The organism is Pseudofrankia sp. DC12 (genome assembly GCF_000966285.1).
GTDB lineage: Bacteria > Actinomycetota > Actinomycetes > Frankiales > Frankiaceae > Pseudofrankia.
On record NZ_KQ031391.1, the window covers coordinates 6,834,910 to 6,849,242 of the forward strand.

Here is a 14,333-nt window from a genome sequence, read left to right on the forward strand (position 1 = left end):
TGGCCTGTCCCCGAGACACTACGGGCAGAAGGAGACGCGAAAATGTCCTGCCCGCGTCGGTGCGCGGGCGCATCGGCACGGGCCGGCAAGGACGGCGCGTCTCTCGCCTCGGCATGACGCTAGCCGATGACCACCGGGGCGAACGTCGCGAGGCGACCGCAGACCACTCCGCCGGCCGTCAAACTAGCCCTGTGGAGCCGTTTGCAGGCGGCGAGAGGCGCCCCCGGGGCAGGAGAAACAGCCGTACGCGGGCGGGACCTGCGGCGGCGAAGGCCTGGTGGCGGGCCTGGCCGCGTTCGCCAGGCCGGGCGGGCGTGGCCGCCCGCGTCCGCTACATGATCCGCCCGACGTGGTACGTCGAGCTGTAGATCGGGCGCAGCGACACCACGCCGCCGGTCTCCGGGGCGGCCCACATGTAGCCGTTCCCCGCGTAGATGCCGACGTGGTAGATGCTCCCCGGGGCGCCGAAGAAGATCAGGTCACCGGGCTGCTTGGCCGACTGGGCGACGTGCACGGAGGCCCAGTACTGGGCGTCGGCGGTGCGTGGCAGGTTGCGGCCGAGCTGGCGGAAGACGTACTGGACCAGGCCGGAGCAGTCGAACGAGTACGGGCCGGTGGCGCCGTAGACGTACGGCTTGCCCTTCTGCAGGGAGGCCAGGTAGACGGCCTTCTCCCCGATCGTGCTGCCCGGGATGACGCTCGGGATCGCGTTGTTCAGGTAGCTGCTCGCGGCCTGGCCCGACGAGATCGTGATGGTCGTGGCGCCGGCGACCGAGGGGCGCAACGTGCTGCCGCCGTCGAACACCGCGGTGATCGTGGTCGTGGACAGCAGCCGGGCGGAGATGCTCGCGGTGCCGTTGTCGTCGGTGGTCAGCGCGGCGGTGGTCTGCCACTTCGGCCCGTCGACGACGACGATCTGGACCTGCTCGTGCGCCAGCGGCGCGCCGCTCATCGCCTCGGTGGCCTTCACCGTGAGGACGACCGGCGAGTTCGGCGCGACGGTGGTCCTGTCCGCGGACAGCGTCAGGTTCGTGAAGGCCGGGTCCGAGTTGGCGAGCGCGCCGGCGAGGCCGCTGGAGCCGTGGCTGGTCGGGGTGGCGGTGTCGCCACCGCCGAGCGCTGCGGCCAGCGCGTTCGACGCGAACGGCATGCTCTGGTTCTGGGCGCTCGGGTCGATCGTGGCCGGCTGCTCGGGAGCCGACGGGACCGTCGCGGCGAAGGCGGCGGTGGAGACGGCGAGCGTTCCGGTCGTGAAGGCGGCGATGGTGCCGACCCGACGAGATCCTGGCGCGGACCGCCGACGGGCCTCCCGCGGAGCGCCCCCCGTGCGATGCCGGCCGCGGACCAGCTCATCCCAGTCGTCCGGGAGCCAGGCCATGCCACGACGGGACAACGCTCGTCCTTCCCTGACGCCTGCGAGGTCAGCTGTCGGGTTCGGGCTGGGTTCATGTAGCCCGGCCGCCTGGGGACGGCGACTTCACCCCAAGGGCTTGGCCGGTCTCCCGGCCTTGCCCGGCGGAACCATGGGTCCCCCGCTCCTGCCCCGGCATGTCGGAGGGAGCGTCGGGCCGGGGGCAGGACTCGGCGTTTCAGCCCGACGCATTGGTGCCTTAGGTGAAGAATGTTGCATTGCCGACCTTAGTGGATGTCTACGGGGGTACTCCAACCACCGTAAACACAACAGTCGGACACCTTCCGGGGGTTACCGACAGGTGTCGGGCGAGTTCCCCGCACGTTCCCCACAGCGGGGCAGCCGCTCCCGGGCCGCGGTGACAGCGGGCGCCCGGAAGCCGCCGAGCCGGCCGACTTGGCCTCCCGTTGTGTTCCAGACAAGTTGACTCACAGCGCTCTAGGACCTTGGACACAAGGTTGTGAGGACTTTAGTTTCGATCATTTCTAGGGGCCCAAAGTCCCAACAACGCGGCCCGGCGGGGGGCTAGCCGCGCGCGGACGCTCCGGCCCCAGATTGCGTCGCCCGTCACACGTCCCGAAGGGCGGGCGACTATCAGCTCGGCGTCGCCGAAGGCCGGGGCGCCGCGGGCTCGCTGGATGCCGCTGGGGCACCCGCCAGCGGGGTGGTCGGAACCGGGGTGGTCGGCGACGGCGCAACGAGCGGCGCGGCGGGCGGCAGCGCGGGCGACCCGGCCGCTGGGGCGCTCGAGCTCGCGGCGGCGGCTGTCGTGGCCGCCGGCCGCGGGGCCGCCACGGCAGCGGACGGCCGCGGCGCGGACGGTGCCTGGACCGCAGTCGGCGGCACGCTGATGGCGTGGCCATAGACCACCAGGTTGTCGACGTAGTGGTGCGTGTGCTCGTCGAAGGCGCCGTCGCAGGTGATGACCCGGATCTCCGGCCGCGTGACCGGCCCGTAGACCTCCTGGGTCGGGAACGTCGCCTTTGAGACCTCCTGGAGGCGGTCGACGACGAAGGTGACGCTCGCCCCGGACGCGCCGACGACGACCAACTGGTCGCCGGGTAGCACCGAGCCCAGCCGATAGAAGACCGCCGGTCCGGTCTTCGAGTCGTAGTGGCCGACGAGCACCGCCGGGCCCACCGCGCCCGGCGCGACCCCCGGCTTGTACCAGCCGACGTCGCCCCACTGGGCCGGCACGTCGATCGCGCCCTGCGGGTCCAGCCCCAGGCCGACGACCGGTGCGTCGAGCGCGATCGCCGGGATCTTCAGCCGGACCGGGCCCGTCACCACCGGCGGCGGGGGCGGCGGGCTGGGGGTGGCCGTCGGCTGGCCGGCCGGGCTGGCCGTGACGGGCGCGGGCGGCGGTGGAAGCGCGCGCCCGGACGGAGCCTCGGCCGACCGGATCATCGGTACCGCCAGCTGGAAGCCGCTGGCCACCACGAGTGCCATGCCAGCCAGCGCCAGCGGCCACGACAGGCCACCCAGCCGCCGCCCGCGCCCGCCACCGGTTGCCGCCTCGCCCGCACCACCGGTCGCCGTCCGCCTGAAGCGTCCCGCCGCGAAGGCTTTGTCGCGGCCGGCCGCGACCGCCCTGGCGAGGGCCGTCCGCGAGGCCCCGGCGAGACGAACGGTCCTGGGCCTGGCGGAGCCAGACCGGGCGGCCCTCGTCGGGACAGCCCGCAGCCACGCGGCCCGCCGGCCAGCGGTGGGCCTGGGCGCACCCGGTTGCCGACCCGGCTTCGGTGGGCCCGCCGGCCGGGGAGCCGTGGGCTGGGCCGGCGCGGACCCGGCCGCCGTCTGCCTGCCCCGCGACGGTTCCCGCCGGGGGTGTTCCCTTCCCGCCGGCCCGCGCCGCGCACCGCGCGCGGGGTCACGTCGCCTCGGTTCCAGGCCCACGAAAACCGCTCCCTCCCCCTGCCCCGACGCCCGGATGCTACGGCCGGCGACGTCGTTTCCCGGCCTGTCGCCGCCGTATCCGGGCGCGGTTTGGGCGGGCCAGGAAAAACGGTCACCCGGCCCACGGGCGACGTACCGCGCCAACACCGTGGCCCTGGTTTCCGGAAATACGGAGAACGAGTCGGGAAAACGGGCGCCGCCGAAGCACAGAGAACGGGCGGACATCCCACCGGCACGGGCATTTGCCACCAGCAGCCGTCGACCGGGGCGTGTGCCCGGCGGCCCCGTCCGCCAGGTCCGAGGCCACCCGCAGGCTGCGCTGGATTCCGTCGTCGAGTGGCTATGTTGTCGCTCGCAGCAATCACGCAGTCACTAACTCTGGGAGAGGGGACCTGATGAAGGGACTGGGACGGAGCGCCGCCCTGCTGGGACTGTCCGGCGTCGCCGGCATGCTTCTCACGTTCGGGCCCGGCCTCGGCGTCGCGTACGCCGACACGGCCTCTGGCGACAAGTCGAGCAACGGCATTCTCGACAACAAGGACGGCAAGGATGGCGGGCTGTTCCCGAACGGGATCCTGAACGACAAGGACAACTGCAACAAGGACAACAAGGACGGCAAGGACGGCAAGGACGGCGGCCTGTTCCCGAACGGCATCCTTGACGACAAGAACAACAGGAACTGCGGTGTCGGTGTCGGTGTCGTCGGCGTGGGTGTCGGTGGCGGTGGCGGTGGCGCCGGTGGCGGCGTCGCGGCGGGTGGCGGCGGCATGGCCGGCTCCAGCACCGCCCTCCCGCTGGCCGGTGCCGGCCTCGGCGCCGTCCTGCTGACCGTCGGTCTCGCCAACCGCCGCCGCCAGCAAGGCGCCAACTGACCCGTGGGGCTGACCGGTCGGACGCGCACGGGCGTCCGACCACCGGCGTCGAGGCGGCTCGCCCGCCCCACGCCGGCCCGGCCTGGCGCCTCCCCGCGGATCCGCGCCCGCGGATCCGCGGGGACCCCGGGTCCCGCCCGGCGGTGTGTCGGTCAGGCACGGGCCTTTCCGGGCCCGTGGCGGCAACTGGCAGCGGGTGCCACAGCCTCAAGGCTGTGGCACCCGCTGCCGCGATACCCCACAGCCATCACAGCACCCCCCAGATCAGGTAAGGTGACAACGTCGCCGGGCCCCCACAGGGCCAGCCCTCAAAGGACACGGCGAACCCGCCGGGAAACCAGCGGGCCGGCCCGGCGGTCGAGTGCGACCTCGCCGGCCGGTGCAACGCAGGACGGTCCCGTCTCAGGGGCCTCGTTCCGGGACGTGGCGCAGCTTGGTAGCGCACCAGACTGGGGGTCTGGGGGTCGCAGGTTCAAATCCTGTCGTCCCGACAGCGTGATGTCTCAGGACATCGGGGGCAGCCGAACCTATTACAATAGGTTCGGCTGTTGCATTTCGGCGAGTCCCGCGACAGGCCGCCGAGCAGGGCGGAAGCCGGCCGCGCGGTCCTTCACGTACCACGCCCACAGGCCCGCCTGCGGCTAGTCCCCGCGAAAACCGGGGACCTGACAGGGCACGGTCCGGCAGGATCAGCTCATGGCCGGTGACCGTTCGCCCGACGACTGGGTCTACGTCGTGACCGACATCGAGACCGACGGTCCCTGGGCCGGTCCCAACTCGATGCGGTCCTTCGCGTCTGTGGCGGTGTCCGTCGACGGCGCGCGGTACGGCGAGTTCGAGGCCGTTCTGGAGCAGCTTCCGGGCGCCGCGCCGAACCCGGACACGCTCGCCTGGTTCGAGCGACAGCCGGCGGCGTGGGCCGCGGCGACGACCGGCCAGCGGCCCGTCCCGGTCGTGATGGCCGAGTACGTCGCCTGGGTCCAGTCGCTGCCAGAGCGCCGGATGTTCGCCGCGTCCCCGCTGGCGTTCGACGGCTGCTGGATCGACTACTACCTGCGCCGCTTCACCCGGTACGGCCTGATCCACGGGCCGTACGAGACCGACCGGCTGTTCACCGGCCCCGGCCTGTGCCTGCGCAGCTACGCCGCCGCCGTCACGGGCCTTCCCGTCGCGTCGGTCGGTGGCGCGACCCTGCCGTCGAGCTGGTTCGGCGACGTCCCCCACACCCATCAGGCCATCGACGACGCCCGCGGCTACGCCAACCTCCTGGTCACGCTCACCAGCCAGCCCAGGCCCGCCGGGCCCTGACGTCACGACAGGCTGGCACCCGCCCCGGGAGTGGCGGCCGCGGCGCGGGCTAGTGGCGGGCCTTGCGGTCCTCTCGCTCGCGGACGCGGACCGAGATCTCGACCGGGGAGCCGACGAAGCCGAAGTCCTCCCGCAGCCGGCGTTCCAGGAAGCGACGGTAGCCGGGCTCCAGGAAGGCGGAGGCGAAGACGACGAAGCGGGGCGGGCGCACGCCGGCCTGGGTGGCGAACAGGACCTTGGGAATCCGGCCGCCGCGTGGCGGCGGCGGGGTCGCGGCGACGACCTCGCCGAGCCACTGGTTGAGCCGGCCGGTCGAGATCCGGGTGCCCCAGCTCTCGAGCGAGGTGTGCAGGGCGGGGGCGAGCTTGTCCGTGGCCCGGCCGGTCAGCGCCGAGACGTTCACCCGGGGCGCCCAGGCCACCCGGGCGAGGTCCCGGGTGATCTCCTTCTCCAGCGTGAGCCGGCGGTCCTCGTCGAGCAGGTCCCACTTGTTGAACGCCAGGACCAGGGCCCGGCCCGCGTCGACGACCATCTGGACGACCCGCTGGTCCTGCTCCGTCAGGGTCTCCCCGGCGTCGAGCAGCACGATCGCGACCTCGGCGGCCTCGATCGCGGCCGCGGTGCGCAGCGACGAGTAGTACTCGGCGCCGCTGGACTGGCCGACCCGCCGGCGCAGGCCCGCCGTGTCGATGAACAGCCACTGCTCGCCGCCCACGGTGACGAGCTCGTCGACCGGGTCGCGGGTGGTCCCGGCAACGTCGTGGACGAGCGCCCGTTCCTCACCGGCGAGCCGGTTGAGCAGCGACGACTTGCCAACGTTGGGCCGGCCCACCAGAGCCACCCGGCGCGGGCCGTCCTCCTCGTCGAAGCGTTCCGGCGGGGCCGCCGGCAGCGCGGCGAGCACCGCGTCGAGCAGGTCACCGCTCCCCCGGCCGTGCAGCGCCGACACCGGGTACGGCTCGCCGAGCCCGAGGCTCCACAGGGCCGCCGTGTCGGCCTCCAGGCGCTGGTCGTCGACCTTGTTCGCCGCCAGCACGACGGGACGGCCGGAGCGGTGCAGCACCCGGGCGACCGCCTCGTCGGCGTCGGTCGCGCCGACGGTGGCGTCGATGACGAACAGCACCGCGTCGGCGGTGGCCAGCGCCCGCTGGGCCTGCGCGGAGACCCGGGCGGCCAGGCCCTTGGCGTCCGGCTCCCAGCCACCCGTGTCGACGAGGGTGAACCGCCGGCCGGACCAGTTCGCGTCGTAGGCGACCCGGTCGCGGGTCACCCCGGGGACGTCCTCGACCACCGCGGCACGCCGGCCGAGGATACGGTTGACCAGCGTCGACTTGCCGACGTTGGGCCGGCCGACGACGGCGAGCACGGGCTGGCCACCGGCCACGGTGCCCGTTGTCGGGCCCGGGCTGTCCTGGCTGGCACCGCTGTCCTGGCTGGCACTGTCGTGGTCTCGTGGGCTCACCGTGGTGCCGACTTCCTGGTAGGTCTCGCGTGGGTGGATCTGGTGCTTCCGAGGGTATCCGGGCGCGCGCGCCAGACCGGCTCCCGCCAGCCGGCGGGCCGGTCGGCAACGGCCGAGTGCTACGTCGGGTCGCGGAACCTGAAGGTCGCGCGACCCCGACGTAGGACCAGGCGGTGCCGGCGGACGGCCTGGGAGATGTCCGGGCCTAGGAGATGTCGCTGGCGCGGGCGGCGGCCAGATGGTCGGCCAGGTGCACCCGGATGTCCTCGGCGACGGCCGCCAGCGCCTTGCGGGAGCGGGGGTTGGCGGGCATCTCGACGGCGAAGGGCGCGCCGAAGACCACCCGCACCCGCACCGACCGCTTCGGCCAGTGCGCCCCCTTCGGCAGCGCGTCGCCCGTCCCGAGGCAGGCGACGGGCAGCACCCGGCAGCGGCCGTGGACGGCCAGGTACGCGATGCCGGCCTGGACCGCGCTCATCTCGCCGGAGCCGCGGGTGCCCTCGGGGAACAGCCCGATCGCCTTGCCCCGGCCGAGCTCGTCGAGGGCGGTGTGCAGGGCGACCCGGTCGGCCTTGCCACGGTCGATCGGGATCTGCCCGACGAGCCGCAGCAGCCGTCCGAGGACCCCCTTGTACATCTCCACCTTGGCCAGGCAGCGGACCGTGCGCGGCGCCTCAATGACGACCAGCGGGCCGTCCAGCCAGCTCGAGTGGTTCCCCGCGAAGATCAGCGGCTCGTCACGCGGGATGTTCTCGACGCCCTCCAGCCGGATCCGCATCACCAGCCGGTTGAGCAGGAAGCGCACCGGGGGCTTGAGCGTCCGGTGAAGGATGTCGTTGTACGGGGACGACTCGGCACCCCGGTGCAGCGGCTGCTTCGGGCCTGGCTCGGCCGCCGCGGGCTTCGTCAGTGTGGCCGCCGGCAACGACGCGGGGGCTGGCTCGGCCGCGGAGACGGCAGCCTCGCCGGCCAGCTCGGCCCGGCCAGGCTCCTGCTCGGCGGGAACGGCCAGCGCCACGCCAGGCTCGGCCGTGGGCGTGCTCACGCCGGCATCCTCGGCCGCGTCAGCCGCGGCGACGGCCGGCTCGGACTCAGGCGCGCTCACGGCGCCGAACCGGGAATGGCCGCAGCGAAGCCGGCCGCGGCGATGTGCCGCAGCACCTCGGCGACGACCTCGTCGACCGACATGCCGCTGGAGTCGACCACGATCGCGTCCGGTGCCGCCTGCAACGGGTCGACCTTGCGGGTGCTGTCCAGCTCGTCGCGCCGCCCGAGCTCGGCGAGGGTCCTGGCGACGTCGTCGACGCCCTTCTCCCCCAGCTCCCGGGACCGGCGCAGGGCGCGCACCTCGGTCGACGCCGTCAGGAACACCTTCACCGGGGCGTCCGGCGCGACGACGGAGCCGATGTCGCGGCCCTCGACGACGATCCCGCCGGACGTGTCGACGGCGCCGGTGATGATCTGCTGCTGCTGGCCGACGAGCCGGCGGCGCACCACGGCCACGGCGCTGACGGCGCTGACGGCGTTGGTCACCGCGCGGGTCCGGATCTCCGCGTCGACCCGGACCTGGTTGACCGAGATCGTCGGGCCGTCCGGGTCGGTGCCAGAGGTCAGCACGGCCCGCTCGGCGAGCTCGGCGACCGCCTGCGGGTCCTCCAGGTCGATGCGCTGCTCCAGGGCGAGCTGGGTGACGGCGCGGTACATCGCACCGGTGTCGAGGTAGCGCAGGCCGAGCCGGCGGGCGATCGCCTTGGCGACGGTGGACTTGCCGGACCCACCCGGCCCGTCGACCGCGACCACCAGACCGGGCCCGCTCCGGCCGCCGCCCGACCTCACGCCGGAACCGTGGTCGTGCTCCACCCGCGTCCTCCGTCCGGACAGCAGCAGCCGCTGCCACTCGTCGTCTCGAAACCTGTAGTGATCGGTCCCGGCCGTCCCCGGGGACCGGCGGGACGGCCGGGATCAGGCTACTCGGCCCGCCTCGTCCCCGACCGTCGGCTCGGCCCTCCGCGCGTCTCATCGGCGATGACGCAACCGCAGATGCCGACTCCAGGAGGCACCCGCCCTAGCCGTCGGCCTGTAGCCAACCAGGCGTTGGGAGGGCGCTCCGCGCCCGGCAGGCAGGACCGGGGTCCCTGCCTGCCGGATCGGCGACAGGGTTCCTCCCGGATCGACGAAGCCGGTCCGGGAAGGGCGGCGGTCCGGGAGGTCGGCGAAGGGCGCTCCGCGCCCGGTTCCGGCCGAACGCCTCAGGAACGGTGATAGGCGCACCAGCCGGCGGCGTTCAGGCGGTCGACGAGGTCCGCGGCGACGTCCGGGGCGACGGCGAGCTCGATCACGCCGGCCGGTGCCTGCAGGCTGTGCTCGAACGGCCCGATGTCCTCCAGGTTGACCCGCCAGTCACCCATCGTCGTCAGCAGCGCGGCCAGCTGCCCGGGCCGGTCGTCGAGCACGACGCCGACCCAGCCCCAGGGCCGGGCAGCGGCCCGGCCGGGCTTGCGCGGCAGCAGGGTCCGGCCGGCGCGGCCGCGGTCCATCAGGTCGGTGACGACCTTGCCGACGGAGGCCTCCGACGCATGGTCGAGGGCGTCGGCGAGGGCGGCGAGCTCCGCGGCCACCCGGCGGGCCTGCGCGGCCACCGGCCCGCGGTTGCCCTCCAGGATCGAGGACCACAGCGCCGGGTCGGAGTCCGCCAGCCGGGTGGAGTCGCGGAAGCCCTGCCCGGCCAGCGCCAGCTCCCCGGGCCGCAGGTGCGGGGTGGCGGCGGCCAGCAGGCTGGAGACCACCTGCGGCAGATGTGACAGCGCGGCCATCGCCTCGTCGTGCCGGTCGGGGGTGGTGCGCACCGGCAGCGCGCCACAGGCCAGGGCGAGCGCCTCGGTGGCCGCGACCGCGGCGGTGGCGGTGTGCGCGGTGGGGCACAGCACCCAGGTCCGCTCGGCGAACAGGTCCGCCTGCGCCGAGGCCGCGCCGCCGCGTTCCCGGCCGGCGATCGGGTGCGCGGGGCACCAGCTGGTCAGGTCGCAGCCGGCGACGACGGCCTCTGCGATCGGGCGGCTCTTCACGCTCGCGACGTCGCTGGCCGAGCCGGTGATCCCCGCCTGCTGGAGCGCGCGCAGCTCGGCGGCGACCGCGTGCGGCGGCACGGCGACGACGGCGTGCTCGACCCGCTCGCCCTGCCACAGCGAGCCGGCGCCCAGCGCCTCGGCGAGCTTGACCTGCTCGGGGTCGGTGTCGCGCAGCAGCACCTCGACACCGGCCCGGCGCAGCGCCAGCCCGATGCTCGTGCCGATCAGACCGGATCCGACGATGCCGACCCGGCGGGGCAGGTCTGGCGATGAGACGGGCGCAGGTGTCACGTCCGCCCACGTTACGGGCCGTGGCCGGGCCGCGCGGACGCGGCCTTCCCCACGTCGGGCGCGCAGGACTGCCACCGTCCGGGGCCCGGGGCCGGCCTCAGGCCGCTCGGCGGCGAGCCCCGAGGCTTCAGAGGCCGACCATGCTGTGCAGCGCGCCGACCTCGTGCAGGGTGAGGTGGCGAGCCCGGCCGGAGCGCAGGGTGCCCAGGTGCACGGCGCCGAACTCGGTGCGCAGCAGCCGCACCACCGGGTGGCCGACCTCTTCCATCATCCGGCGAACGATCCGGTTGCGGCCCTCGTGCAGGACGATCTCCAGCAGGATCTGCGAGCCGGCCTGGTCGATGATCCTGGCGCTGTCCACGCGCACCGGGCCGTCGGACAGCTCGACGCGGGTGTGCAGGCGGCGCATCGTCTCCTTGCGCAGCGGGCCGTTGATCTGGACCTGATAGGTCTTGGGCACCTGGTAGGACGGGTGGGTCAGCCGGTGGGCCAGGTCCCCGTTGTTGGTGACCAGCAGCAGGCCCTCGCTGTCGACGTCGAGCCGGCCGACGTGGAACAGCCCGGCGCCGGCGCCGAACTCGGTGAGCAGGTCGCTGATCGTCGGCCTGTCCTCCGGGTCGGACATGGTCGACACGACCCCGCGCGGCTTGTTCAGCGCCAGGTGCACCAGCCCGGTCCTGGTCACGACGCGCTCGCCGTCGACCTCGATGACGGCGGTCTCCGGGTCGACCCGGCGGCCCTGCTCACGCACGACCTTCCCGTCGACGCGCACGCGGCCGGCGTCGATCAGCTCCTCGTTGTGCCGGCGCGAGCCGACTCCGGCCGCCGCCAGCACCTTCTGCAGGCGGATGCCCTCCTGGCCAGCCGCCTCACCGCGCCCGCCGCCGCGCCCCGCCGTCGACCCACGCTCTGCCGTCGACCCACGCTCTGCCGTCCCGCTCACCTGCGCACCACTTCCGCCACGTCCGCCACACCGCCGCGGCCTCGTCGCCGCGTTCCGGGGATGTTCATGTCCAGGTTACGGACCGCGGGCAAGCGGGCGTCGCGCGCTCCGGCCCAGCCGGGCGGGCCGGCACCGTCACGGGGCGATGAGGTCCTCAATGTCGTCGAAACCGGGCAGCAGCGGGGCGAGCGGGGGAAGCTCGTCGAGGCCGCGCAGCCCCATCCGCTCGAGGAAGTAGTCGGTGGTGCGGTAGAGGATCGCGCCCGTCTCCGGGTCGGTGGCGGCCTCCTCGACCAGCCCGCGGGCGGTGAGGGTGCGGATCACGCCGTCGGCCGAGACCCCGCGGACAGCGGAGATCCGGCCGCGGCTGACCGGCTGCTGGTAGGCGACGACGGCCAGCGTCTCCAGCGCCGCCTGGGACAGCTTCGACATCTGGCCGGCGAGCACGAACCGCTCGACCCAGGGGGCGCACTCCTCCGCGGTGTAAAACCGCCAGCCGCCGCCGACGTTGCGCAGGTCGAAGCCGCGGCCGTCCGCCCGGTACTGGGCCGCGAGCTCGGCGAGCACCCGCTCGACCTCCAGGGCGTGCGCGGACAGCCCGGTGGCCAGCTCGGCGACGCCGACGGGCTTCTCCGCGACCATCAGCACGGCCTCGACGAGCGCCACCAGCGGCGGGCGGTTCGCCAGATCGGGCTCGGGCTCGTCGCCAGGCGTCGGCTCCTCAGCGGACCCGGTCTCGCCGAGCGCCGCCGGTTCCTCGACCCGCGTGGGCACGCCGTCGGGCTCACTTGCGGGCAGGGTCTCGCCGACCACCGCCGGGTCCTCGACCCGCGCAGGCACGCCGTCGGCCTCGCCGGCGGACTGGGCCGCGCCGGCCGCGGTCGGTTCCTCGGCCTGCGCCACCGTCTCGTCCGGCTCACCCGCGGACCCGGTCTCGTCGACTGCCGCCGGGTCCTCGACCCGTGCCTCCGCAGGCTCGATGGCGGCGTTCTCGGGGGCTGGGCGCGGGCCGGGGATGTTCTGGGGATGCTGCTCGGCGGGGTCCTCGGTCAACGCCCGGCCTCCTCGTCCGCGTCCTCGTTGTCAGGGTCCAGGTCGTCGTCGAAGTCGCTGCGCGCGGGCAGCTCGGCGACAGGGGTGAGGCCGCCGCCGATGTCCGTGCCGTCGGGCTGCTGCTCGCTCCAGCGCACGATCAGCTCGCCCAGCGGAGTGTCCTGCTCGAAGGAGATCCGGCCCTCACGGAACAGCTCCAGCAGCGCCAGGAACCGGGCGACGACCTCGATGGTCTCCCGGCAGCCGACGCACAGCGTCCGGAACGACGCGGCGCCCAGCTCGCGCAGCCGCTGGATCAGCACGAGCATGTGCTCCCGGACGCTGACCCGCGGGGCGTGCACGTGGTCGACGGCGACGACCGGCGGCAGCACCGGCTCGCGCAGCCGGGCCGCCATCGCGGCGAGCTCGGAAGGGCCGACGGTGATCTGCACCTCGGGCAGCGCGGCGGCGTACCTCGGCTCCAGCGCGACGGCGCGCGGCGTGTGCCGGGACTCGAGCGCCATCAGCGTCTGGAAGATCGCCGCAGCTTCCTTGTAGGCCTTGTACTGCAGCAGCCGGGCGAACAACAGGTCGCGGGCCTCCAGCAGCGCGAGGTCCTCGTCCTCGCCGTCACCGCCGGAGGTGGGCAGCAGCCGGGCGGCCTTCAGGTCCAGCAGGGTCGCGGCGATCACGAGGAACTCGGTGGCCTGCCCGAGGTCGAACCGGTCGCCGAGCCGGCGCAGGTGGGCCACGAACTCGTCGGTGACCTTCGCCAGCGCCACCTCGGTGACGTCCATCTTGTGCTTGGCGATCAGGGACAGCAGCAGGTCGAACGGGCCGGAGAAGTTCTCCAGCTCGACGAGGAACGCCTCGGACCGGCCGCTGCGCGCGGTCAGCGGCAACGCGTCCGCGGATGGGGTGCCGGCGCCGGCGGTCGGCTCGGGTGGGCCGGGTGGCGGCGCAGGTTGGGCGGCCATCGGCTCGGCGGCCTCCTCGGCCGACACGGCGGCCTCCCCCTCGTCAGGGACCGCGCGCAGCACCGCGGCTCCCGAAGAAGCGGATCCACGGCCCGGCGTCATGGCGCAACGCTACCGCCGATCACCGACCATCCGGCGACATGGCCAGCCGGGAGCGGGCGAAGCGGTCACCCCTCGTTGGGCCTGCTCACAGGCTGATGCCGACGATGCCGCCCAGCCCGCGCAGCAAGGGCGGGACGAGCTGGCCGACGACGTTCGGAAGGCTCGGCAGCAGGACGGGGATCAGGAGGATCACCAGCAGCAGGACGACGCCGAGGTGGGACTCCGTGAGCTTGTAGTTGGCGTTCTTCCAGCCCTGCGAGGCCGGGGCCAGGAGGAACAGAACCCTGCCGCCGTCGGTGGGCGGGATCGGGATCAGGCTGAGGACGAACATCGACGCGAAGGTGATCGCCATCCAGAGGAGCAGGTGCGCGCCGAACCCGCCGACCCGGCCGACCTCGATCACCCGGCTGCCGTCGGCGATGTGGCCCGGGTCGGTGACCGCCGCCAGTGCCGCGATCGCACCGAACGCGAGCAGCAGGTAGGCCAGCGGCCCGGCGAGCAGCGCCGCGCAGATGTGGAACCGCCGCTTACGCCAGACCTCGTTCATCCGGATCGGCTCGGTCCAGCCGTTGCCGACCAGGACCATCGACACCGCGCTGAACGGGCTGACCCGGGTAGGCAGCGGCCGGGCCGTCAGCCGCCCGGACCGGCGGGCCGACGGGTCGCCGAGCAGCTTCGCGGCGTAGATCTGGGCGGTGTCGTGTGCGTAGACCCCGATGAGCAGGGCGACGACGATCCCGAGCAGGGCCGAAGGCTCGGCCAGGTGAAACAGCACGACGACTCGTCCGTCTTCTGTAGGGCAGCGGACCGGTCCCGACCCGCCAGTCCGTCTCCGTCACCCGTCTAACGCCCCGGGTCGCGTTGATTCTCCCACCCGCGGGTCGCGCAGCGCCCAGGAGGGCGCCTGCCCGCCCCAGCCCGGCCAGATCGGCGTCGCCGGCGCGGCGCGGGGCTCTCGCGGTGAAGGGCCG

12 protein-coding genes, 1 tRNA gene and 1 riboswitch are annotated in these 14,333 nt (G+C 73.9%); of the genes, 3 read left to right on the plus strand and 10 right to left on the minus strand.

Annotation, left to right across the window (positions count from 1 at the left end; genetic code table 11):
- Nucleotides 1-331 precede the first annotated feature (331 nt).
- Complete coding sequence (locus FRADC12_RS27720; protein WP_045878810.1) at nucleotides 332-1,393, minus strand: C40 family peptidase; 1,062 nt, start codon at nucleotides 1,391-1,393, stop codon at nucleotides 332-334.
- Nucleotides 1,394-1,396: 3 nt separating this feature from the next.
- Nucleotides 1,397-1,559: riboswitch (cyclic di-AMP (ydaO/yuaA leader) on the minus strand.
- 446 nt (nucleotides 1,560-2,005) lie between these two features.
- A complete protein-coding gene (locus FRADC12_RS27725; RefSeq protein WP_045878811.1) occupies nucleotides 2,006-2,860 on the minus strand; it encodes a class F sortase in 855 nt (284 codons plus the stop codon).
- Between the two features lie 842 nt (nucleotides 2,861-3,702).
- On the opposite strand from FRADC12_RS27725, the gene FRADC12_RS27730 reads away from it, so the two are divergent.
- The 3 genes from FRADC12_RS27730 to FRADC12_RS27740 all read left to right on the plus strand — a co-directional run bounded on the left by FRADC12_RS27730 (nucleotide 3,703) and on the right by FRADC12_RS27740 (nucleotide 5,487).
- Complete coding sequence (locus FRADC12_RS27730) at nucleotides 3,703-4,179, plus strand: hypothetical protein (protein WP_045878812.1); 477 nt, start codon at nucleotides 3,703-3,705, stop codon at nucleotides 4,177-4,179.
- Between the two features lie 417 nt (nucleotides 4,180-4,596).
- Nucleotides 4,597-4,670, plus strand: a tRNA-Pro gene (locus FRADC12_RS27735).
- A 205-nt stretch (nucleotides 4,671-4,875) separates the two neighbouring features.
- Nucleotides 4,876-5,487 carry a hypothetical protein gene (locus tag FRADC12_RS27740; RefSeq protein WP_045878813.1) on the plus strand — a complete coding sequence of 204 codons (612 nt, stop codon included), beginning with the start codon at nucleotides 4,876-4,878 and terminating at the stop codon, nucleotides 5,485-5,487.
- Nucleotides 5,488-5,536: 49 nt separating this feature from the next.
- Here the strand turns inward: FRADC12_RS27740 and der are convergent, their stop codons facing one another.
- The 8 genes from der to FRADC12_RS27780 form a co-directional block, all read right to left on the minus strand.
- Entirely contained in the window at nucleotides 5,537-6,949 is a 1,413-nt protein-coding gene (gene der, locus FRADC12_RS27745; protein WP_045878814.1) for a ribosome biogenesis GTPase Der, read from the minus strand.
- 205 nt (nucleotides 6,950-7,154) lie between these two features.
- A complete protein-coding gene (locus FRADC12_RS27750) occupies nucleotides 7,155-7,994 on the minus strand; it encodes a lysophospholipid acyltransferase family protein (RefSeq protein WP_502685296.1) in 840 nt (279 codons plus the stop codon).
- Between the two features lie 56 nt (nucleotides 7,995-8,050).
- Nucleotides 8,051-8,809: a (d)CMP kinase gene (gene cmk / locus FRADC12_RS27755; protein WP_045878816.1), complete on the minus strand. Its 759-nt coding sequence runs from the start codon at nucleotides 8,807-8,809 to the stop codon at nucleotides 8,051-8,053.
- A 389-nt stretch (nucleotides 8,810-9,198) separates the two neighbouring features.
- Nucleotides 9,199-10,308 (minus strand): prephenate dehydrogenase, encoded by a 1,110-nt coding sequence (locus FRADC12_RS27760; RefSeq protein ID WP_045878817.1) that lies wholly within the window; start codon nucleotides 10,306-10,308, stop codon nucleotides 9,199-9,201.
- Nucleotides 10,309-10,435: 127 nt separating this feature from the next.
- On the minus strand, nucleotides 10,436-11,158 hold the full coding sequence (locus FRADC12_RS27765; protein WP_045880353.1) for a pseudouridine synthase: 723 nt from the start codon (nucleotides 11,156-11,158) through the stop codon (nucleotides 10,436-10,438).
- A 228-nt stretch (nucleotides 11,159-11,386) separates the two neighbouring features.
- Complete coding sequence (scpB, locus tag FRADC12_RS27770) at nucleotides 11,387-11,938, minus strand: SMC-Scp complex subunit ScpB (RefSeq protein WP_045880354.1); 552 nt, start codon at nucleotides 11,936-11,938, stop codon at nucleotides 11,387-11,389.
- Between the two features lie 362 nt (nucleotides 11,939-12,300).
- Nucleotides 12,301-13,260, minus strand: a complete 960-nt coding sequence (locus tag FRADC12_RS27775) for a segregation and condensation protein A (RefSeq protein ID WP_045880355.1) — start codon at nucleotides 13,258-13,260, stop codon at nucleotides 12,301-12,303.
- Between the two features lie 187 nt (nucleotides 13,261-13,447).
- The gene (locus tag FRADC12_RS27780; RefSeq protein ID WP_045878818.1) at nucleotides 13,448-14,137 is read right to left on the minus strand and encodes a zinc metalloprotease; all 690 of its coding nucleotides are present in this window, start codon (nucleotides 14,135-14,137) and stop codon (nucleotides 13,448-13,450) included.
- Between the last annotated feature and the right edge of the window lie 196 nt (nucleotides 14,138-14,333).